The organism is Diaphorobacter nitroreducens, from assembly GCF_002214645.1.
Lineage (GTDB): Bacteria > Pseudomonadota > Gammaproteobacteria > Burkholderiales > Burkholderiaceae_C > Diaphorobacter > Diaphorobacter nitroreducens.
On sequence record NZ_CP016278.1, the window covers coordinates 1,428,212 to 1,446,816 of the forward strand.

Consider the following 18,605-nt stretch of genomic DNA (forward strand, 5'->3'; position numbering starts at 1 on the left):
AAGCTATCAAATCAGGAGCTTACACATCCCGTGTGTGCGCCCCTGTCCTGCATCAGCGGTGCGACAGGCGGCGCACGGCCCAGTCACCCAGGCTCTGGATGGCCTGCACGAAGAAGATCAGGATGACCACCACGGCCAGCATGATGTCGGGCAGGAAGCGCTGGTAGCCGTAGCGGATGCCCAGGTCGCCCAGCCCGCCGCCGCCGATGGCCCCGGCCATGGCCGAGTAGCCCGTGAGGCTCACGAAGCTGATGGTCAGGCCCGCCACGATGCCCGGCAGGGCCTCGGGCAGCAGCACCTTCCACACGATCTGGCCGGTGGTGGCGCCCATGGACTGCGCGGCCTCCACCAGGCCGTTGTCGACCTCGCGCAGCGCCGTCTCCACCAGCCGCGCCACGAACGGCGCCGCGGCGATGGTCAGCGGCACCACGGCCGCCCAGGTGCCGATGGACGATCCGGTGATGAAGCGCGTGAACGGGATGATGGCCACCAGCAGGATGATGAACGGCGTGGAGCGCACGGCATTCACGATCCAGCCCACGATCTTGTTGGCGGGGCCGTTCTCCAGCACGCCGCCCGCATCCGTGAGGCGCAAGAACACACCCAGCGGTATGCCCACCAAGCCGCCAACGATGCCGGACACGCCGACCATGATGATCGTCTCCCACAGCGAGGTGACGAACAGCTCCAGCATCATTTCAGAAAAGTTCTCGAACATCGCCCGCCCCTCAGCCTGTCACTTCCACGGTGCGCACCACCACGCCGTTGGCACGCAGATAGTCGATGGCCGCGCCGATGCGCGCCATGTTGCCGCTGGCGTACACCGCCAGCGAACCGAAGGTCTGGTCCTGGATCTCGTCGATCTGGCCATGCAGGATGGACAGGTCCAGTCCCAGCTCGCGGATCAGGTGCGACAGGATCGGCTCGTAGGCATGCTCGCCCGCATACGACAGGCGCAACAGCTGGCCGCTCGCGCCCGGCTCCAGCCGCGCGGCCAGGCTGCGCACGCGCGCCAGCACCCCGGCGGGCAGCTCCTGGGGCACGATCTCGTCGATCAGGCTCTTGGTGATGTCCTGCTGCGGGCGGGTGAACACGTCGACCACCGGGCCCATCTCCACGATGCGGCCCGCGTCGATCACGGCCACACGGTCGGCAATCTGCTTGATGACCTGCATCTGGTGCGTGATCAGCACCACCGTCACGCCCATTTCGCGGTTCACCTGGCGCAGCAGGTCCAGGATGGAACGGGTTGTCTCGGGGTCCAGCGCGCTGGTGGCCTCGTCGGACAGCAGCACCTTCGGGTTGCTGGCCAGCGCGCGCGCAATACCCACGCGCTGCTTTTGCCCGCCCGAGATCTGGGCCGGGTAGCGGTCGGCCAGGTGCGCCAGGCCTACCAGGTCCAGCAGCGGGTCGATGCGCTTCTTGATCTCGGCCCGCGGCATGCCCGCCAGCTCCAGCGGCAGCGCGGCGTTGTCGAACACCGTGCGCGACGACAGCAGGTTGAAGTGCTGGAACACCATGCCGATCTCGCGGCGCGCGGCGCGCAGGTCGGCGTCGGACAGTTGGGTCATGTCGCGCCCCGCCACCATCACCTGTCCCGACGTGGGGCGGTTGAGCAGGTTGATGACGCGGACCAGCGAACTCTTGCCCGCGCCCGAACGGCCGATGATGCCGAACACCTCGCCCGGCGTGACATGCAGGTCGATGCCGCGCAGGGCTTCGACGGGGCCCTGCGGGCCCGGGTAGATCTGGGTGATACCCCGAAGGTCAATCATGAAATGCAATGCAAAGCGCGCGCAGGCTGCCCTCTCAGGGATGGCCAGCCGCGGCGGGTGAAGATCAGAACAGCGGGTGAATGTAATTGTTCGTTATGAAAAACCCAACGAACAAAAAGTAGGCACATAAGACGGCCCCGTTATGAGGCGTGCTTCAGCGAGCCGGGCGCTGCCCCTGTCGGGCGGCAGTGCCACGCAGTAGCGGAGCACAGGGGCGATTTTAGGTGACGGGGCAAATCCCCGGCCGGCGTGCGCCTGCGCCTGGGGAAGGAGCACGCGCAACTGCAGCCGTCCGGCCAGGGCGAATGGCAACCGGTGCCAGCCCGCCCAGCGATGCGCAAGACTCGCCTACCACCGACAGCACAAGCGTATGGCGCGCCACCTATCCACGGCTGCGTGGCGCGTGGGGTCTAGCGCCGGCGGCCTGCATGGGGCCCCTCGCCCACCGTACCATTCACCGTTCCCGACACGCCCCGCTGCCGGCTCCCCGTCGCCGCCGCGCCGCACCGCGCGGGCTTTCTCCCTCCACCTATGCAAGAACGCTCCTGGTCTCCCGTTGTTTGGATTGGCTATGCCATGTGCGTCGGCGTCATGGGCACGGCGCTGGCCAGCCCGCTGTACCCGCTCTACCAGCAGGCCTGGGGGCTCAAGCCCAGCGACATCACGCATCTCTTCGTGGTGTACATGTTCGGCGCGCTCACCAGCCTGCTGTTTCTGGGGCGGCTCACGCAGCGCCACGGCTTCCTGGCCATCCTGCGCACGGGCCTCGCGCTGATGACCGCGGGCGTGGTCCTGTCAGCCCTGGCGTGGAATGTGCCCGTCTTCATGCTGGCGCGGCTCATGATCGGGCTGGCGTCGGGAATGATCACCACCTCGGCCTCCATCGGCATGGTGCAGGCCCGCCCCGGGCGTGATCCACGGCGCACGGCCGCACTGACCACCGTGGCGATGACGCTGGGCTTCGGCCTGGGGCCGCTCGTGGGCGGCTTGATGGCCCAGTGGGTGCCCCACCCGCTGGTCACCGCCTACGTGCCCACGGCGGCCATGGGCCTGCTGGCGGTGTATGCGCTGCACCAACTGCGCGGGCTGCCCACAGGGGGAACGCGGGACGATGCCCTGCCGCCCGGCACCTGGCGCGGCGTGATCGCGCAGTGGATGCCGCGGCTCACACCGCCGCCACGCCTGCGCCGGCGCCAGTTCTGGCTGGCGAGCATGGGCGCCTTCAGCGCCTTCGGCATGTTCAGCCTGTACTCATCGCTCGCGCCCAGCTTCATGCAGGAGATCGTGCCCTGGCATGGGCCGGCCGTGAGCGGACTGTCGATCGCGATGATCCTGTTCCTGTCGTCCGCGTTCCAGTTCATGGTGCGCAACTGGCGCACCAAGCGCGTGGCCCTGGCCAGCGGCTGCGCGCTGGTGCTGTGCAACCTGCTGCTCATGGCGACCACGCTCACCGGCGCCACGCTCACCGGCGCCACGCTGGTGTTTGGCGCGGCGGTGATCGCCACGGCCTTCGGCCATGGGCTGGCCAATGTGGCGGGCATGGGCGTGGTGGCCAAGCTCACCACGCCCGAAGAGCGCGGCGGCCTGCTGTCGTCCTACCTGATCGTGGGATACCTGGGCACCATCGTGCCCATCCTGGGCATGGGCTGGCTATCGGACCACGTGGGTCTGAACCGCGGCTTGCTGGTGTTCTGCGGCGCCATGGCCCTGCTGAGCGCCGTGGTCACCGCGCTGGGCATGCGCACCGCGGAGATCCCCGTGCCGCAGCAGCACCTTTAACCGCTGGTGTCAGCGCCAGCCGATCAGCAGGATGGCGATGTTGACCAGCAGTCCCGCGCCCCACACGAGGCTGCGCGCCGTGGGCATGTCGCCCACGTACATGGTGATGTAGGACACGCGCAGCATCACGAACAGGAAGGCCAGCAGGTCCAGCATCATCTGCGGCGCGCCCAACTGGTGCGCGATGATGACCGCGCCGATGAAGAACGGCAGCGCCTCGAAGCTGTTGGCCTGCGCCGCATTGGCACGGGCGCGCCAGCCGGTCTGGCGCGCCAGCCACGCACGCGGGTCGTGGTTGTCGCTGCCGCGAAAGCCCCCCCGCTTGGCCAGCAGCGCGCAAGCCATGGGCAGCAGCGCCGCAATCAGCACGCACCAGTAGGCCACGGTGAAGCGGGCCACATGCATTGTTGTGTTCATTTTTGCAGTGTTTTTGGCCTCCAGCGCTTATCCAACAAGCGCTAGCAGCTATTGTTTTTGATATTCAGCGCCGATCCGCCAGCGCATGAGCGATGGTGCCCAGGTCCACGTATTCCAGCTCGCTGCCCACGGGCACGCCCCGCGCCAGGCGCGTGACGTGCACGCCGCGGCGCTTGAGCGCCTCGCCGATCGCGTGGGCCGTGGCCTCTCCCTCGGCCGTGAAGCTGGTGGCCAGGATCACCTCCTGCACCACGCCGTCGCTGGCGCGCTCCAGCAGGTTGTGCACACCGATGTCGCGCGGCCCCACCCCATCCAGCGGCGACAGCCGCCCCATGAGCACGAAGTACAGCCCCTTGAACGCCGCGGTGCGCTCCATCGCGGCCTGGTCGGCGGGCGTCTCCACCACGCACAGGCGGGTGGCGTCGCGCGCCGGGTCCAGGCAGGTCTCGCACACCGCGCCCTCGGTGAAGGTGTGGCAGCGCTCGCAATGGCGTACCTGCGTTGCCGCCTGCGCCAGCGCCTGCGACAGCATCTGCGCTCCGGCGCGGTCATGCTGCAGCAGATGGAACGCCATGCGCTGCGCCGACTTCACGCCCACACCGGGCAGGCGCCGCAGGGCCTGGATCAGTGCGTCAAGGGAGCTGGTGTCGGACATGAAGAATGGATTTCGGAGTGCACACGCCGCCCCCAAGGGCGTAGCGAGCGCCTGCCAGGCGAGGCGGACGGAGCACAGCAACCGGAACGTACTTGCCTAGTACGTGAGGATTGCGAGCACCGCCCCACGACGCATGGCCGGCGCGCAGTAGCCTGCCCTCAGAAGGGGAATTTCATGCCGCCGGGAAGGCCTGGCATGCCGGCCGTGATCTTGGCCATCTTCTCCGCCGAGGTTTCCTCGGCCTTGCGCACCGCGGCGTTGAAAGCGGCGGCCACCAGGTCTTCCAGCATGTCCTTGTCGTCGGCCAGCAGGCTGGGGTCGATGGTCACGCGCTTGACGTCGTGCTTGCAGGTCATCAGCACCTTCACCAGGCCGGCGCCGGATTCGCCTTCGACCTCGATGTTGGCCAGATCGTCCTGGGCCTTCTTCAGGTTGTCCTGCATGGCCTGGGCCTGCTTCATGAGGCCGGCGAGCTGTCCCTTGTTGAACATGGATGGTTTCCTTTGCGTTTCAAAAATGGTTATGCAGGCTTGATGCTGCCCGGCACGATTTTCGCCCCGAAATCACGCATCAGTTGCTGCACGTAGGGGTCGTTGTGGACGATCTCCTCGGCAACGCGCTGGCGTTCGGCCGCGGCGTGCGCGTTGCGGCGCGCGGGGCTGTCGATCACCACACCCACCTCCACGCTGATCTGGCGCGCATGGCCCGCGGCCTCCAGCGCTGCGCGCAGGCGCTCGCGCGCCGTGGGCTGGTTGAGCGACTCCCGCTCCACGCGCAGCAGCCAATGGTCCGGGTCACGCGCCACCAGTTGCGACTGCAGCGCCAGTTCGCGCACCAGGGCGGTGATGGCCTCCTGGGCAATGAGCTGCTGCACGGTGGCATGCCAGACATCGCCCTCCTCCGTGCGCACCAGCCGCGCGGGTGCCGGGGCCGCCGATGGCAGGGGCTGCAGGCGCGCGCCGGGTTCCGGCGCGGTACGCACGGGTATTGCTACCGTTTCAGGAGCTGCTTGCGCTGTATGGGCGGGCGCTAGAGGTGTTTTTTGCCTTAGATCCTCAGGGGAGCGTACGGGCAGACGCACAGGCGCTGCGGCCCGTACGGGCGCCTGGGCCGCGTCGCCGGCTTCCCACGGGGGCGATTCGCGGTCGCCCGCGTCCAACGCGTCCTGCACGGCCTGGTTCACATCGTCCGGCGTGGCTTGCGCCCGCGTGGGCGCTGCCGATGCGGCGGGCCGGGTGGGCGCGGCAGTCGCGCAGTCCATCGCGGGCGCCGCGATAGGAGCCGGGTGCACCGACACCGGCGGCGGTGCAGGAGCCCGGTCCGCGGCGGCCGACACAGCCTGCGGTGCCTGGACTACCGGGGTATCGGCCGGCGCATGGGCCGACGGCGCTGCGGCTTCAGGCCGCGTCAGAGTTTTTTTTTCCGCCGAGGCAGCCGCGCCGCCTTCCGAAGCCGCCGGCTTGAACGCCAACAGGCGCAGCAGCACCATGGTCAGCGCGGCATATTCATCGGGCGCCAGACCCAGATCGGCGCGGCCGTGCAGGCAGATGCTGTACAGCAGCTGCGTCTCGTCGGCCGGCAGGGCGGCAGACAGGCGCGCAACCTCTGCCGCCTCAGGGTCGCTGGCGTCCGCGGCCGCAGCCATCTGCGGAACGGCCTGCAGCACGGCCATGCGCTGCAGCACGGCGCTCATGTCCTCCAGCGTGGAGGCGGCGGACAGGCCGTTGATGCGCAGGGTGTCCGCCGTCTCGACCACCGTGCGGCCATCGCCCTGCGCCAGCGCGTCGATCAGACGGAACACATGGCTGCGGTCCACGCTGCCCAGCATCTGGCGCACAGCGGCTTCCTGCAATTGGCCGCTGCCGAAGGCAATCGCCTGGTCGGTCAGGCTGAGCGCGTCGCGCATGGAACCGCGCGCTGCGCGGGCCAGCAGCCGCAGGGCCTGCGGCTCGGCGGGCACGTTCTCGGCGGCGAGCACGCGGGTGAGGTGCTCCAGCACCGTCTCGGGCGCCATGGGCCGCAGGTTGAACTGCAGGCAGCGCGAGAGCACCGTGACCGGCACCTTCTGTGGATCGGTGGTGGCCAGCACGAACTTGAGGTATTCCGGCGGCTCCTCCAGCGTCTTGAGCATGGCGTTGAACGCCGTGTTCGTGAGCATGTGCACTTCGTCGATCATGAAGACCTTGAAGCGCCCTTGCACCGGCTTGTAGACGGCCTGCTCCAGCAGCCCCTGCACCTCGTCCACGCCGCGGTTGGAGGCGGCATCCAGCTCGGTGTAGTCAGGAAACCGGCCGCTGTCGATGTCGGTACAGGCCGGGCACACGCCGCAGGGCGTGGCAGTGATGCCGCCTTGGCCGTCCGGACCCTGGCAATTGAGCGACTTGGCCAGGATGCGCGAGACCGTGGTTTTGCCCACGCCGCGCGTGCCGGTGAACAGGTAGGCGTGGTGCAGCCGCTGCTGCGTGAGCGCGTTGGAGAGCGCCTGCACCACGTGCTCCTGCCCCACCATCTCAGAGAAGGTCTTGGGACGGTATTTGCGGGCGAGCACAAGATAGGACATGGGGCGTGATTCTATGTGCGGGCCAGACACGCAGCGCCTAAGCCGCTTGCTACTGTGTCTATGCCTGCAGCCACCAACGCAAGCACAGGAGGGTTCCCAAGACACCGCCGCTGCCGATCCGCCGACGCAGCAGCAAGCCCTACCTGCGGCCCTGGATCTGCGTGCGCGTGACTACCCCGAGCCAGACGGTTACTCGCTGCCCAGCACGCCCGAGTTTGGCGCCATCGGCGTGCAACTGGAGGGCGACTCACGCTTGCTGCTGCGCGTCCGGCGCGGCGGCCCCATGCTGTACTACCGGGCAAAGTTCTGACGGGCCACGGGCAGAGCGTGGTTCGTCGTACAATCACAGGCGACGGGCCTCCCCGCATGGTGAAGCGGCCAACCGGGTCAGGTGGGGAACCAAGCAGCCCTAACTGTGGAGCCAGTGCCGGGGGTAAGGCTCGTCACCTTCTTCTTTCCTTTCCCCTTCTTTTTTTTGCGTCGCCTGAGCGCTTTGCGTTTCATCGGGCGGTTGCGGCGTTGCCTGCACATGAACGGCATGCGTCAGCTCCGTCCTACAGCGACACAAGCACGGCGATCGCGACAAGCATGTGCCCGCGGTCCATACTGCGCACCAGGAGTTCTCGCCACCGATCCACTTTCTTGCTGTCCCGTGCCGCCATGCTGTCTGCCATGTCCGCGCTGCTTGCAAGTCATCTGCTCCGGCCGCTGCCACGGCCGGCCATGGATTGGGGCATTGTGTGCCTGCTGTGCCTGTGCGCGGCATTTCCCGCCCGGGGCGATGAGAGCCTGGCAGACGGCGCTGCGGCCGCATTGCGAGAGGCTCAGGATGAGCCTTCTTCCGCCGCCTTCACGCAGAACACCGCCACCTACCCCGACCTGAACGGCAGCGATCTTCCGCGCACAGCATTCGGCAACAGCGTTCAGTACACGGACATCACCCGTTGGCTCACGCCGCTGCAAGCTTCCCGCCTGGGGCTGACGCTGGGCGTGGTGGTTCCGTCGGACGGCGCGGCCCGCGCAGGATCCGTCAGCCCTGCCTACCCGCCAGGCACCCCGCTGGCTTACGACCTGGGTCTGCGCTGGCGATCACAGTTGCAGCCGCGCGTACGGCTGGACCTGCAGGCCTGGGCCCGCACCCACCCGCACACGGGCCTGCACGACGCCATGGGCATGATCTGGGGTCGCGACCAGGGCAGCAACTTTGGCACCCGTCTGGAGGTGCAATGGTCCGCATCGCGCACGCGCGGTCTGGTCCCCGAGCTGGGCGCCATCGGCGTGCAGTTGCAAGGCGATGCGCGGCTGGTGCTGCGCGCCCGCCGCGGCGGGCCCATGGTGTATTACCGCGCGAAGTTTTGACCGCGCGCTCATGCAACGCTCTGGGTTGACGCCGACCTTCTTGCAATGATCGCAGAGCATGCCCTAAAGCGGCGCCCCTGCTGTACTACGCCTGCGTTGCCAGCCAGTGCGCGGCACCCGCCCCTGCCGCACGCCCGGTGGCATAGCACGCAGTCAACAGATAACCCCCGGTGGGCGCCTCCCAGTCCAGCATCTCGCCCGCGCAGAAAACCCCGGGCATGGTGCGCAGCATGAGGCGCGTATCCAGCGCTTCGAAGGCCACGCCGCCGGCCGTGCTGATGGCCTCATCCAATGGGCGTGCTGCCACCACGGTGATGGGCAAGGCCTTGATGGCATGGGCCAGCGCCATCGGGTCGGACATACCATCCTTGCCCAGTTGTTCGTAGAGGACGGCGGTTTTGATGCCGTCCAGGCCCAGCCGGCTCTTGAGGTGGGTGGAAAGGCTGCGCGAGCCGCGCGGGTGGCGGACCTCGGCCAGCACGCGCTCGGGCGTGTGGTCTGGCAGCAAGTCCAGGTGGAAGGTGGCGTGACCGTGTGCCACGATCTCGTCGCGCAGCAGGCTGGAGACCGCATAAACCAGGCTGCCTTCCACGCCCGTGGCCGTGGCCACGAATTCCCCGCGCCGCTCAAAGCGCCGGCCCTGGCTGTCGGTGAAGGACAGCACCACCGACTTGAAGGGCTGGCCCGCGAAGCGCTCGACGAAATGCGGCGTCCAGCCGACGGCGGGCGCGCCCCGGCCGATGAGCTCCAGAAAGAACTCTCGCCGCGTCTCGCCCACGGGCGCATCCACGCGCGGTACGTCGAAACCGCAGTTGGACGGCGCCAGCGGCGCTACAGGCACGCCGCGCTGCGCCAGCAGCGGCGCCCAGGTACCGTCCGAGCCCAGACGGCCCCAGCTGCCGCCGCCCAGGGCCAGCACGACGGCGCGCGCCCTTACCCGCACCTCTCCCGCCGGCGCGGCAAAGCGCAGCACAGGCGGCGTGATGCCATTCAATGCGTCGGCCCAGCCCATCCAACGATGGCGCATGTGCAGCTGCACCCCCTGCCCGCGCAAGCGGTGCAGCCAGGCACGCAGAAGCGGCGCGGCTTTCATGTCCTTGGGGAACACCCGGCCCGACGTACCGACGAAGGTCTGCGCGCCCAAGGCATCAGCCCACGCGCGCAAGTCCTCGGGGCCAAAGTCTCGCAGCCAGGGCGTCAGCGCCTGCTGGCGATCGCCATAGCGCGCCATGAAGGCCGCCAGCGGTTCGGAATGCGTGAGGTTCAGCCCACCCCTGCCCGCCAGCAGGAACTTGCGTCCCACCGAAGGCATGGCGTCGAACACCTGCACGCTCAGGCCCGCCGCTGCTGCGGTCTCGGCGGCCATCAGGCCAGCCGGCCCCGCGCCAATCACGGCGATCTCGCAAGATCGCAGATCCGTATCCATCATGGTGTTGCTTTCATCAACCCACACGCCGCAGCAGGCGCACGTGCATGGGCCGCACGAAGTGCGCTCCCTCCATCGTGCAATGCGGCGCGAAGGCCGCCGCCACGCGCTCGCGCAAGCGCGCGTCGATGCGGTGGTCGGCAAAGGTGGGGTTCATCATCCGCCGCTCAAACTGGGCGAAGTCCTCGAAATGCACAGGCATGTCGAATCGCCGTTGCGCCACCTGCTCCCAGGTGCCGCGGACAGCCAGCGCGCGGTCCAGCGCCGCCTGCGCAGCGGCGCGCACGATGCCTTCGTCGTTGTACAGGCGCACGATCTCGTTGAGCGCGCCTTCGTAGACCGGCTCCGAAACGTACAGATGCCCGCCGGGACGCAGCACGCGCGCCACTTCGGTCAGCGCCTGGTCCATCGCATCCAGCGGCACGTGGTGCAGGGACTTGAGCATCAGCGCCAGGTCGAACTGCGCGTCATCGCATGCAATGGCCTGCGCACCACCCACGGCAAAGCGCATGCGCGGCGGCGTGTCCTGCAGGTTGAGTGCGTGCTGCCGGAGGTCCACTTCCAGTCCCAGATACCGCATGTCCGGCCAACGCTGCAGCATCTGCCGCGCCATGCGCGCACCGCCGCATCCGAGTTCGATGACGCGCGTGCCGGGGGTTGGCAGCAACTCGACCAGGACATCCAGTTCATCAGGGACGAGGGTGTGGTTCATGGGTCATCGATCAATCGGCAGAATCAACCGATGGTACCTACCCCTGCGCACGACGCGGGGTATTCCCGTACGCCGGCCACAGGCCCGGCGCCTGCCCACCCGGTCAGAACAGCACGCCCTGCCCTGGCGCGTCCACGACCACCAGCCTCCCATCGCCCGTCAAGAAAGCCGCGCCCACCCGCTCGCCCGGAAACTGCGCTCCCACCGCTTCGCGGTACAGGCGCAGCTGGGCCATCAGCTGCGGCTGGCGCTCGGGCGCGGTGGCACTTTTGTAGTCCAGCACCCACCAGCGCGCACCCTCACGCGGCTGGCGCAGCCGCACCAGGCGGTCCAGACGCAGACCCTGGCCCTGGTACACCAGCGGCGCTTCGTTGAGGGCCTGCTCCACGTGATCGGGGTTCCACGCCCAGGCACCCTCGCCCTGCAGAATGCTCCGCGCCATCGCTGCGGCCTGTGCGGCAGCCTCCGCCGTGATGTCGAAGTCGCGCGCCAGCTGCGCCAGCCGCCGCGCGGGCCACACGCCGCCCGCCCGCAAGGCGCCGACCACGCCCGCCTGCTCCAGCAACTGGTGCATGGCCTCGCCCTGGCGCGACTGCGGGGTGGAGACGGGAGCACCCGCCGCAGCGGCTTGTGCCCCCGGCGCAGCCCCCGCATACGGCGGAAGCTGCGGCAACGCGACGGCGGCATCGTCAGCCACATCGCCCAATGGCGCGGCGGGCGGCACTGGCGCGTCCTGCAGGGACTCGGCCAGCCGGTTCCACCAACTGCCGGGCGCGGCCGTGCTGGACTGCACTGCCGACAAGGCCAGGCAATGCTTGGCGCGTGTCATGGCCACATAGAGGGTGTTGAGCTCCTCGCGCTGGCGCTCCGCCAGTTCCGCCGCCAGCAGGTCCACCGCACTGGGCGGCGGGTTGGATTCGCTGGCCAGAAAGACAAAGCGCAGCGGGGCGGCCTGCTCGCCCGGCCAGTCGACCAGCGCGCCCATGGTCTCGGCCTTCTGCGCGCGCGCATCGGTGTCCAGCAGCAGCACGCTGTGCGCCTCCAGCCCTTTGGCGCCGTGGATGGTGAGCAGGCGCACGGCCTGCGCCTCCACGCGGCCGGGTGCGCGCATGCCCGGGCGCTTCATGGCGCGCACGAAGGCATAGGCCGTGAGGTACCGTCCCCCGCCCTGCTGCAGCGCCGCGGCCAGCAAAGCGCGCAGGTTGGCCAGCACGCCCGCACGCTGCGAGGCGGGAGCCGCGGCGGCAAAGCGCGCGGGCACGTCGCCGTGTTCGTAGATGGCATGCAGTGCATCGTGGGGGGGCGTGTTTCCACCCATCGCTTGTATTGAGCCAAAACAGGCGCCAGCGCTTGCAAGTCGGGCGGTAGCAGCTCACTTTTTTGAAGTACGTCGAACCAGCTGCACGGGGATCCTTCTGCGGCCGTCTGGCGTACCCGCAGCGCAATCTGCACCAGCGCGTCATCCGTCAGGCCGAACAGCGGCGAGCGCAGCGCACGCGCCAGCGAAAGGTCATGCCCCGGTGAGACCAGCGCATCCAGCAGCGCGACGATGTCCTGCACCTCGGGCGCCTCGCCCAGCTCGGCCTTCTCGGGCTGCACGCAGGGCACGTGCAGCGCGCGCAGGGCCTCCTGCAGGGAGGCCAGCCGGTCGCGCTTGCGCGCGAGCACCATGATCTCCTGCGGCTGCACGCCCGCGGCGATCTGCGCCGCCACCCATTGCGCAGCCTGCGCGCATTCGCGCATGCGCAGGGTTTCCTCGGCTTCATGGCGCGGCTGGGTCAGAGTGTCGCGCCACTCGGGGGCAGTGGCCGCGACGGCATCACCCCCGTCAGGCGCCGTGATCGGGGGCAGGCGCAGCAGTTGCCCCGGGTCGCGCGATTCGGTGGTGTGGTCGCGAAAGCCCGCGTACTCACCCTGCGCCTGCGCCGCCTGCATGGCCTGGTTCACCGCTGCGATCACGCCGATGGCGTTGCGCCGCGTGTGGTCGCAGGCCAGCAGGTCGCCCCCCAGCCCCTCGCGTACGAAGGCCTGGGCGGCCTTGAAGACCTGCGGCTCGGCGCGGCGAAAGCGGTAGATGCTCTGCTTGGGGTCACCGACGATGAACACGCTGGGCGGCTGCTGGCCGCCGCCCGCGCCCGCGTAACCGGCCAGCCAGGCATGCAGCGCCTGCCACTGCAGTGGGTTGGTGTCCTGGAACTCATCCACCAGCAGGTGGCGCACGCGCGCGTCCAGCCGCTCCTGCACCCAGCCCGAGAGGATGGGGTCGGACAGCATGACCAGCGCCGTGCGCTCCACGTCGTTCATGTCCACCCAGCCGCGCTCGCGCTTGAGCTGGGCGAACTGCGCGATGAGCGCACGCGCTAGCCGCGCCATGCGCTGCTGGTGCAGCCAGGCCTCGTGCTGGCGGAGCGCGGCGCACAGGCGCTGCAGTTCGCCCTCGGCCTCCTGCGCGGCGGCGAACTTCTCCAGATTCTTGGACAGGCGATCCTCGCTGGCCACGAAGAAGGCCTTGCGCAGCGTGTCCAGACGCTGGCCCAGGTCGTCGCACAGCCAGGCGTCGATCACCGCGTTGGCGGCCTTCTGCGGCGTCTTGTTCGCCTGCGCCCCCAGCACCTGGGCCCAGGCATGCCAGCGCTGGCGCGCTGCGTCGCTGGCCAGCGCATCGGCCGGATGGTGCAAGCCGGCAAGGTCCGCGAACTGCGTGCCGAAATGCGGGATCGATGCGTCCACCACGCCCGCCTCGTCGGCCAGCGCGAACTCCACGCGCTTGGCCAGCGCGCCTTCGAGCGCCTTGTGCGTCTGCGAGCGGCCGTGATGTGCTACGCAGGCTTCGTAATCCGCGCGCAGCGCGGCGTCCTGCGCCACGGCGGCGAGGTAGGGGCGCCAGACCTCGCGCACTGCCTCGGCGTCATCCTCCAGCAAGTCGTAATGGGCGGGCAGGCCCTGCTGCTCCAGCACCGCCAGCGGCGCCGTGCCCAGCAGCGCCGCAAACCAGCTGTGAAAGGTGCGTATCTGCACGGGGCGGCCCGCGTCCAGCGTCTGACGGTATAGTTTTTGTAGCTGCTCGCGCTTGTCCAGAGCGCGCTGCGGCCCGATTCCTCTTGCAATCAGCTCCTTTTCCAGATCAGGCAGCGGCTTGGCCGCAAACTCCTGCAGCCATTCCTGCAGGCGCTGGCGCATTTCGCCCGCGGCCTTCTTGGTGAAGGTGATGGCCAGGATCTCGTGCGGCGCACAGCCGTCCAGCAGCGCGCGCAGCATGCGCGAGACCAGCATCCAGGTCTTGCCGGCGCCGGCGCAGGCCTCCACGGCCACGCTGCGCTGCGGGTCACAGGCAATGGCGTAGAAGGCCTCCCGCGTGACCGGTTGGCCGTTGTGTTCGTAGGCGGCTTGCGCGGCAGCTTCACTCATTCCAGAAATCCTTGCGGCACAGACCGCGCGCGGCGCACCATTCGCACACGCTGCCCTCGCCCAACGCGGGCAGCGGCGCGCCGGCGGCAATGCGCTGCATGTCGTGCGTGATGCCGTCCAGCAGCAGGTCGCGCAGGTGCACCACGTCGTCCTGCTCGTGCAGCCGGGTTTCGCCGCGCTCACCCACATTCACGTACGCGGCCCGCAAGGTGTCGTCCTGCAGCAATGCGGCATAGAAGGCGAGCTGCGTGTCCTCGGACCCGGCCTTGATGCGCCCGCGCGTGAGGGCGTCGCTCTCGGTCTTGTAGTCGATCACCAGCGCCAGGGGTTCGCCGCCGCCCTGCGGACGCACGGCGTCCACACGGTCCAGTGTGCCGACCAGTTCCAGCGCGCCCAGCGGCTGGCGCGCGCGCAGCTCGGCCTGGCGAAAACAGGCGCCAGCGGCTTCGTGCTTGCCCAGCCATTCCAGATAGCCGGCGCGCAGCGCGGGCCAGCCCGAGGCGTAGGGCAGGAAGTCGCCCTCCTGCAGCCCCAGCTCGCGCGTAGCGCGCGCAGCCGCCTCGTCCATGAGCGCCGTGCGCGCCGCGGCGTCGCCCGTGGGCGCGTCCTGCAACGCCTCATGGAAGTGCTGCAGCACGGCATGCAGCCAGGTGCCGAAGTCACGTTTGTCCAGCCCGGCGTCCAGTTCGTCGTCTTCCTGCAGCTGCAGTTGGCGCAGCGCGAAGAAGCGGTAGGGACAGTGGCGCAGGTCGGAATATGCCGAGGACGACAGCCGCTGCACCGGCAGCTGCGCGCCCACCGGCAGCGGACGCGCCGTGGGTGCCACGGGCACGCTGCGCGTCACCCGGGGATCGGCACCGTCCGTGCCGGTTCCGTCCAGCCGAAGCGCCTGGACCAGCGGACTCGGCAGGAGGGGTTCGCCCCCCTCGTCACCCACGCGCCACAGGAGGTCGACACGCGCAATACGCAGGGCCTGCCGCCAGGCGGCGCGCTGCGCGGCGGCCAACAGGTCGCGCGTGGGCAGCCCCAGTCCCTCGCGCTGTGCCTGCGTCCAGGGGCCGGGCGGTTCAGGCGCGGCCTGCAGGCGTTTTTCATCGCAGCCGGGCAGCACCAGCGCAGCGAACGGGCGCGCCAGCAGCTGCGGCAGGGGCAGAACCACCACGGGTGCATCGTCCACATAGGCCGGTCGATAGCGCGCGCATTCCAGCACCTCCCCTACCCAGCGCGTGAAGTCCGCCAGCGCCATGCGCGCACCGGCCCCGTCCATGTCCTGCAGATCGTCCTGCAGGCCCTCGGGCAGGCGCAGCTCGGCCAGCACGCGCGCACCGGCCTCGTCCTGCTGCAGCCCGTCCCACAGGCCGCAGTCCTGCAGCAGCACGCGCAGCGACTGCAACCACTGGGCCAGCGGCCGCGCGGCCCGCAGCTGCGCGCGCCAGGCCTGTACCTGGTCCGCCAACGCGGCCTCGGCCGGGCGCCGCTCAGCCAACGCCTGCAGTTGCGTCGCCGCGCCGCTCCAATGCCGGGCGCCCGCACGGCGCAGCCAGTGCTCCAGCGCGCGCAGTGCGGCCCCATCCACCGCGGGCGACTGCTTGAGCCAGTCGAGCACGGCATCGGCGGTGGCATCCCAGGCACAGGCCTGCAGCACCGCCATCAGTCGCGCCGCGGCGTGGGTGGTGGAGAGCAGCCAGCCGTTTTCGTCGTGCACTGCCACGCCTGCGCCGCCGAGCAAGGCACTGATGCGGCGGGTGAGCGCGCGGTCGTTGGCCACCAGTGCCACGGGCGCCTGTCCCTGCGCCAGGTGCTGCAGCACACAGGCGGCGGCACGCTGGGCCTCGTCCTCGGCATCGGGCACGGCATGCAAGGTTGGCACGCCGGCCTTCCTGCCGTCCATCACCTGCGGCAGGTCCACGACAAGGCCCGCCTCCCCCCAGTGCCGTGCCAGCGTGCGGGCCAGGGGGTCGGGTTGGAAGCCCTGCACCACCACCAGCAGCGGCACGGCCGCACGCACGCCAGACTCGAACAGCACATCCCCCACGTGGCGCGAGGCCAGCACCCATTCCAGGGCGATGCGCGCTGCGGCGGCCTCCAGCCGGAGCGCGCCACCGTCGCCCGCCGCCGGCAGCAGGGCGCGCGCCGACTCGCCCCAGTCAGGGCGCCGGTCAGGAGCCACGGCCGCTGCCACCACCGCCAACTGCGCGGCCATCTCCAGCAGCGGACCGCTGAGGACTTCGCGGTGCGCGGCAAGACCGGCGCGGTCGAGCAATGCACGTGCAGTGACCGCATCGCGCGCCATATCGCCCGCGTACTCGCTGCCCTCCGCCAGAGGCGCGCCCAGCTGGGCAGCCCAGTTGCGCGTGGTCTCGAAGCGCGGCGCGAAACCCTGCGGGTAGGCGCGCTGCCATTGCCGGCGCGCCTCGCCCATGAGCTGGGCGTACGGCACCAGCACCACGGTGGCCGCCAGGTGCGCGCCGCGCTGCGCGGCCGCTGAGCGCACCTGCTCGAAAACCGCGCACCACCCCGCGCTGCACGCCGCGGCGTGATCGTCTTTTGCTATGGGTGTCATAGCGTTACAAGCACCGGCCATATGAGGATGCGGGGATTCGGTTTCTGTCACAATGACTGGACTTTATACGTACCGGCATCGCCCACTGCTCACACAAGGAACCAAGGAACGCGCCATGGCCAGCGAACTCATCAAACATCTCTCCGACGCCAGCTTTGAAGCCGACGTGCTGAAAGCCGGCACTCCGGTGCTGGTGGACTACTGGGCCGAGTGGTGCGGCCCCTGCAAGATGATCGCCCCCATCCTGGACGAGGTGGCTGGCGCCTACCAGGGCAAGCTCACCATCGCCAAGATGAACGTGGACGAGAACCGCGAGATTCCCGCCAAGTTCGGCATCCGCGGCATTCCCACGCTGATGCTGTTCAAGAACGGTGAACTCGCCGCCACCAAGGTAGGCGCCATGAGCAAGGCCCAGCTCACCGCCTTCATCGACCAGCAATTGGCCTGATTCCCTTCTTGCCGGCCGCCCTGCGCGGCCGGCAGTCTTCCGAGGTGCGCAGCACCCGGGCAACCTGCGAATAGCGCAGAACTTTTCCTGTCATAATTCGCGCTGATCGCCTCGCCGCACGTGCACCCAGCGGCCGGCTCCGGATCACAGGCTCGCCAAGTCCGCCATCACCCATGGCCCGCACGAAACGCAGCCCTTCCCCTCACACAGACATTTCCACTCCGTCCAGGAGTCACTCCATGCACCTTAACGAACTCAAGGCACTGCACGTGTCTGAAGTCCTCAAGCAGGCCGAAGACCTGGAAATCGAAAACGGCGGCCGCATGCGCAAGCAGGAGCTGATGTTCGCCATCATCAAGAAGCGTGCAAAAGCCGGCGAGCAGATTTTTGCCGACGGCGTGCTTGAGATCTTGCCCGACGGCTTCGGCTTCCTGCGCAGCCCCGACACCAGCTACACCGCGAGCACCGACGACATCTATATCAGTCCGAGCCAGGTGCGCCGCTTCAACCTGCACACCGGCGACATGATCGAAGGCGAGGTGCGCACGCCCAAGGACGGCGAGCGTTACTTCGCGCTGACCAAGCTTGACTCCGTCAACGGCGGCCCGCCGGAGCAGAACAAGCACAAGGTGATGTTCGAGAACCTCACGCCGCTGTTCCCCAAGGAGCAGATGCGGCTGGAGCGCGAGATCAAGGGCGAGGAGAACATCACCGGCCGCATCATCGACATCATCGCCCCCATCGGCCGCGGCCAGCGCGCGCTGATCGTCGCGCCTCCGAAGAGCGGCAAGACGGTGATGATGCAGCACATCGCCCATGCCATCACGGCCAACAACCCCGATGTGCACCTGATGGTGCTGCTGGTGGACGAGCGCCCCGAGGAAGTGACCGAGATGCAGCGCTCGGTCAAGGGCGAAATCATTGCATCGACCTTCGACGAGCCCGCCGCACGCCACGTGCATGTGGCCGAGATGGTGATCGAGCGCGCCAAGCGCCTCGTGGAACTGAAAAAGGACGTGGTGATCCTGCTGGACTCCATCACCCGCCTGGCCCGCGCCTACAACAACGTGGTGCCCTCCAGCGGGAAGGTGCTCTCCGGCGGCGTGGACTCCAACGCTCTGCAACGCCCCAAGCGCTTCTTCGGCGCGGCGCGCAAGGTCGAGGAAGGTGGCTCGCTGACCATCATTGCGACGGCGCTGGTCGATACCGGCAGCCGCATGGACGAAGTGATCTTTGAAGAATTCAAGGGCACGGGCAACTGCGAAATCCACCTGAGCCGCCGCCTCTACGAAAAGCGCGTGTTCCCGGCCATCGAGCTCAACAAGAGCGGCACGCGCCGAGAGGAACTGCTGCTGGCACCCGAGATCCTGCAGAAGACGCGCATCCTGCGCCAGTTCATGTACAACATGGACGAGATCGAGTCCATGGAACTCATGATCAAGAAGATGAAGGAAACCAAGACCAACGTGGAGTTCTTCGAGGCCATGCGCCGCGGCGGCTGAC

Annotated in this window: 14 protein-coding genes, 1 other RNA gene and 1 pseudogene; 6 read left to right on the plus strand and 10 right to left on the minus strand. The window is 68.7% G+C overall.

The genetic code is table 11. The features are described 5' to 3' along the window. Positions 1 to 52: 52 nt before the first annotated feature. Together BA022_RS06630 and BA022_RS06635 are read right to left on the minus strand one after the other, a co-directional pair. Complete coding sequence (locus tag BA022_RS06630) at positions 53 to 718, minus strand: methionine ABC transporter permease (protein ID WP_011805550.1); 666 nt, start codon at positions 716 to 718, stop codon at positions 53 to 55. 10 nt (positions 719 to 728) lie between these two features. Beyond that, the gene (locus tag BA022_RS06635) at positions 729 to 1,775 is read right to left on the minus strand and encodes a methionine ABC transporter ATP-binding protein (protein WP_088886961.1); all 1,047 of its coding nucleotides are present in this window, start codon (positions 1,773 to 1,775) and stop codon (positions 729 to 731) included. Between the two features lie 576 nt (positions 1,776 to 2,351). On the opposite strand from BA022_RS06635, the gene BA022_RS06640 reads away from it, so the two are divergent. Next, a complete protein-coding gene (locus BA022_RS06640) occupies positions 2,352 to 3,554 on the plus strand; it encodes an MFS transporter (RefSeq protein ID WP_088886962.1) in 1,203 nt (400 codons plus the stop codon). A 9-nt stretch (positions 3,555 to 3,563) separates the two neighbouring features. Here the strand turns inward: BA022_RS06640 and BA022_RS06645 are convergent, their stop codons facing one another. The 4 genes from BA022_RS06645 to dnaX form a co-directional block, all read right to left on the minus strand. Then, entirely contained in the window at positions 3,564 to 3,971 is a 408-nt protein-coding gene (locus BA022_RS06645; protein WP_011805553.1) for an MAPEG family protein, read from the minus strand. A gap of 64 nt (positions 3,972 to 4,035) precedes the next feature. After that, entirely contained in the window at positions 4,036 to 4,626 is a 591-nt protein-coding gene (gene recR / locus BA022_RS06650) for a recombination mediator RecR (protein WP_015913090.1), read from the minus strand. A gap of 158 nt (positions 4,627 to 4,784) precedes the next feature. Further along, positions 4,785 to 5,117, minus strand: coding sequence for a YbaB/EbfC family nucleoid-associated protein (locus BA022_RS06655; protein ID WP_011805555.1), 333 nt, complete (start codon positions 5,115 to 5,117; stop codon positions 4,785 to 4,787). 29 nt (positions 5,118 to 5,146) lie between these two features. Then, on the minus strand, positions 5,147 to 7,186 hold the full coding sequence (gene dnaX / locus BA022_RS06660; protein ID WP_088886963.1) for a DNA polymerase III subunit gamma/tau: 2,040 nt from the start codon (positions 7,184 to 7,186) through the stop codon (positions 5,147 to 5,149). Positions 7,187 to 7,232: 46 nt separating this feature from the next. Between dnaX and BA022_RS06665 the strand changes: the two genes are divergently transcribed. The 3 genes from BA022_RS06665 (at position 7,233) to BA022_RS06675 (ending at position 8,545) form a co-directional block, all read left to right on the plus strand. Beyond that, positions 7,233 to 7,496, plus strand: coding sequence for a hypothetical protein (locus BA022_RS06665; RefSeq protein WP_088886964.1), 264 nt, complete (start codon positions 7,233 to 7,235; stop codon positions 7,494 to 7,496). Positions 7,497 to 7,537: 41 nt separating this feature from the next. Then, an RNA gene (ffs, locus tag BA022_RS06670) (signal recognition particle sRNA small type) lies at positions 7,538 to 7,634 on the plus strand. Between the two features lie 275 nt (positions 7,635 to 7,909). Further along, the gene (locus BA022_RS06675; RefSeq protein ID WP_228403734.1) at positions 7,910 to 8,545 is read left to right on the plus strand and encodes a hypothetical protein; all 636 of its coding nucleotides are present in this window, start codon (positions 7,910 to 7,912) and stop codon (positions 8,543 to 8,545) included. Positions 8,546 to 8,630: 85 nt separating this feature from the next. Here BA022_RS06675 and BA022_RS06680 read toward each other — a convergent pair whose 3' ends face one another. The 4 genes and pseudogenes from BA022_RS06680 to BA022_RS06695 all read right to left on the minus strand — a co-directional run bounded on the left by BA022_RS06680 (position 8,631) and on the right by BA022_RS06695 (position 16,654). Beyond that, positions 8,631 to 9,974: a TIGR03862 family flavoprotein gene (locus tag BA022_RS06680; protein ID WP_088888536.1), complete on the minus strand. Its 1,344-nt coding sequence runs from the start codon at positions 9,972 to 9,974 to the stop codon at positions 8,631 to 8,633. 13 nt (positions 9,975 to 9,987) lie between these two features. Further along, the gene (locus BA022_RS06685) at positions 9,988 to 10,683 is read right to left on the minus strand and encodes a class I SAM-dependent methyltransferase (protein ID WP_088886966.1); all 696 of its coding nucleotides are present in this window, start codon (positions 10,681 to 10,683) and stop codon (positions 9,988 to 9,990) included. Positions 10,684 to 10,786: 103 nt separating this feature from the next. Further along, positions 10,787 to 14,091, minus strand: a pseudogene (locus BA022_RS06690) (UvrD-helicase domain-containing protein). Further along, positions 14,084 to 16,654, minus strand: coding sequence for a PD-(D/E)XK nuclease family protein (locus BA022_RS06695; protein ID WP_088886967.1), 2,571 nt, complete (start codon positions 16,652 to 16,654; stop codon positions 14,084 to 14,086). Before BA022_RS06695 ends, BA022_RS06690 begins: the two are co-directional and overlap by 8 nt. A 115-nt stretch (positions 16,655 to 16,769) precedes the next feature. Between BA022_RS06695 and trxA the strand changes: the two genes are divergently transcribed. Both trxA and rho read left to right on the plus strand, forming a co-directional pair. Then, on the plus strand, positions 16,770 to 17,102 hold the full coding sequence (gene trxA / locus BA022_RS06700; RefSeq protein ID WP_011805563.1) for a thioredoxin TrxA: 333 nt from the start codon (positions 16,770 to 16,772) through the stop codon (positions 17,100 to 17,102). 239 nt (positions 17,103 to 17,341) lie between these two features. Then, on the plus strand, positions 17,342 to 18,604 hold the full coding sequence (gene rho / locus BA022_RS06705; RefSeq protein ID WP_011805564.1) for a transcription termination factor Rho: 1,263 nt from the start codon (positions 17,342 to 17,344) through the stop codon (positions 18,602 to 18,604). The last annotated feature ends 1 nt before the right edge of the window (position 18,605 follow it).

What these genes read in the sequence shown, in the direction of transcription:
- dnaX (WP_088886963.1), bottom strand. Translation starts at nt 7,186, where the DNA reads ATGTCCTATCTTGTGCTCGCCCGCAAATACCGTCCCAAGACCTTCTCT.
- rho (WP_011805564.1), top strand. Translation starts at nt 17,342, where the DNA reads ATGCACCTTAACGAACTCAAGGCACTGCACGTGTCTGAAGTCCTCAAG.
- BA022_RS06675 (WP_228403734.1), top strand. Translation starts at nt 7,910, where the DNA reads ATGGATTGGGGCATTGTGTGCCTGCTGTGCCTGTGCGCGGCATTTCCC.
- BA022_RS06635 (WP_088886961.1), bottom strand. Translation starts at nt 1,775, where the DNA reads ATGATTGACCTTCGGGGTATCACCCAGATCTACCCGGGCCCGCAGGGC.
- BA022_RS06655 (WP_011805555.1), bottom strand. Translation starts at nt 5,117, where the DNA reads ATGTTCAACAAGGGACAGCTCGCCGGCCTCATGAAGCAGGCCCAGGCC.
- recR (WP_015913090.1), bottom strand. Translation starts at nt 4,626, where the DNA reads ATGTCCGACACCAGCTCCCTTGACGCACTGATCCAGGCCCTGCGGCGC.
- BA022_RS06680 (WP_088888536.1), bottom strand. Translation starts at nt 9,974, where the DNA reads ATGATGGATACGGATCTGCGATCTTGCGAGATCGCCGTGATTGGCGCG.
- BA022_RS06645 (WP_011805553.1), bottom strand. Translation starts at nt 3,971, where the DNA reads ATGAACACAACAATGCATGTGGCCCGCTTCACCGTGGCCTACTGGTGC.
- trxA (WP_011805563.1), top strand. Translation starts at nt 16,770, where the DNA reads ATGGCCAGCGAACTCATCAAACATCTCTCCGACGCCAGCTTTGAAGCC.
- BA022_RS06640 (WP_088886962.1), top strand. Translation starts at nt 2,352, where the DNA reads ATGTGCGTCGGCGTCATGGGCACGGCGCTGGCCAGCCCGCTGTACCCG.
- BA022_RS06630 (WP_011805550.1), bottom strand. Translation starts at nt 718, where the DNA reads ATGTTCGAGAACTTTTCTGAAATGATGCTGGAGCTGTTCGTCACCTCG.
- BA022_RS06685 (WP_088886966.1), bottom strand. Translation starts at nt 10,683, where the DNA reads ATGAACCACACCCTCGTCCCTGATGAACTGGATGTCCTGGTCGAGTTG.
- BA022_RS06695 (WP_088886967.1), bottom strand. Translation starts at nt 16,654, where the DNA reads ATGACACCCATAGCAAAAGACGATCACGCCGCGGCGTGCAGCGCGGGG.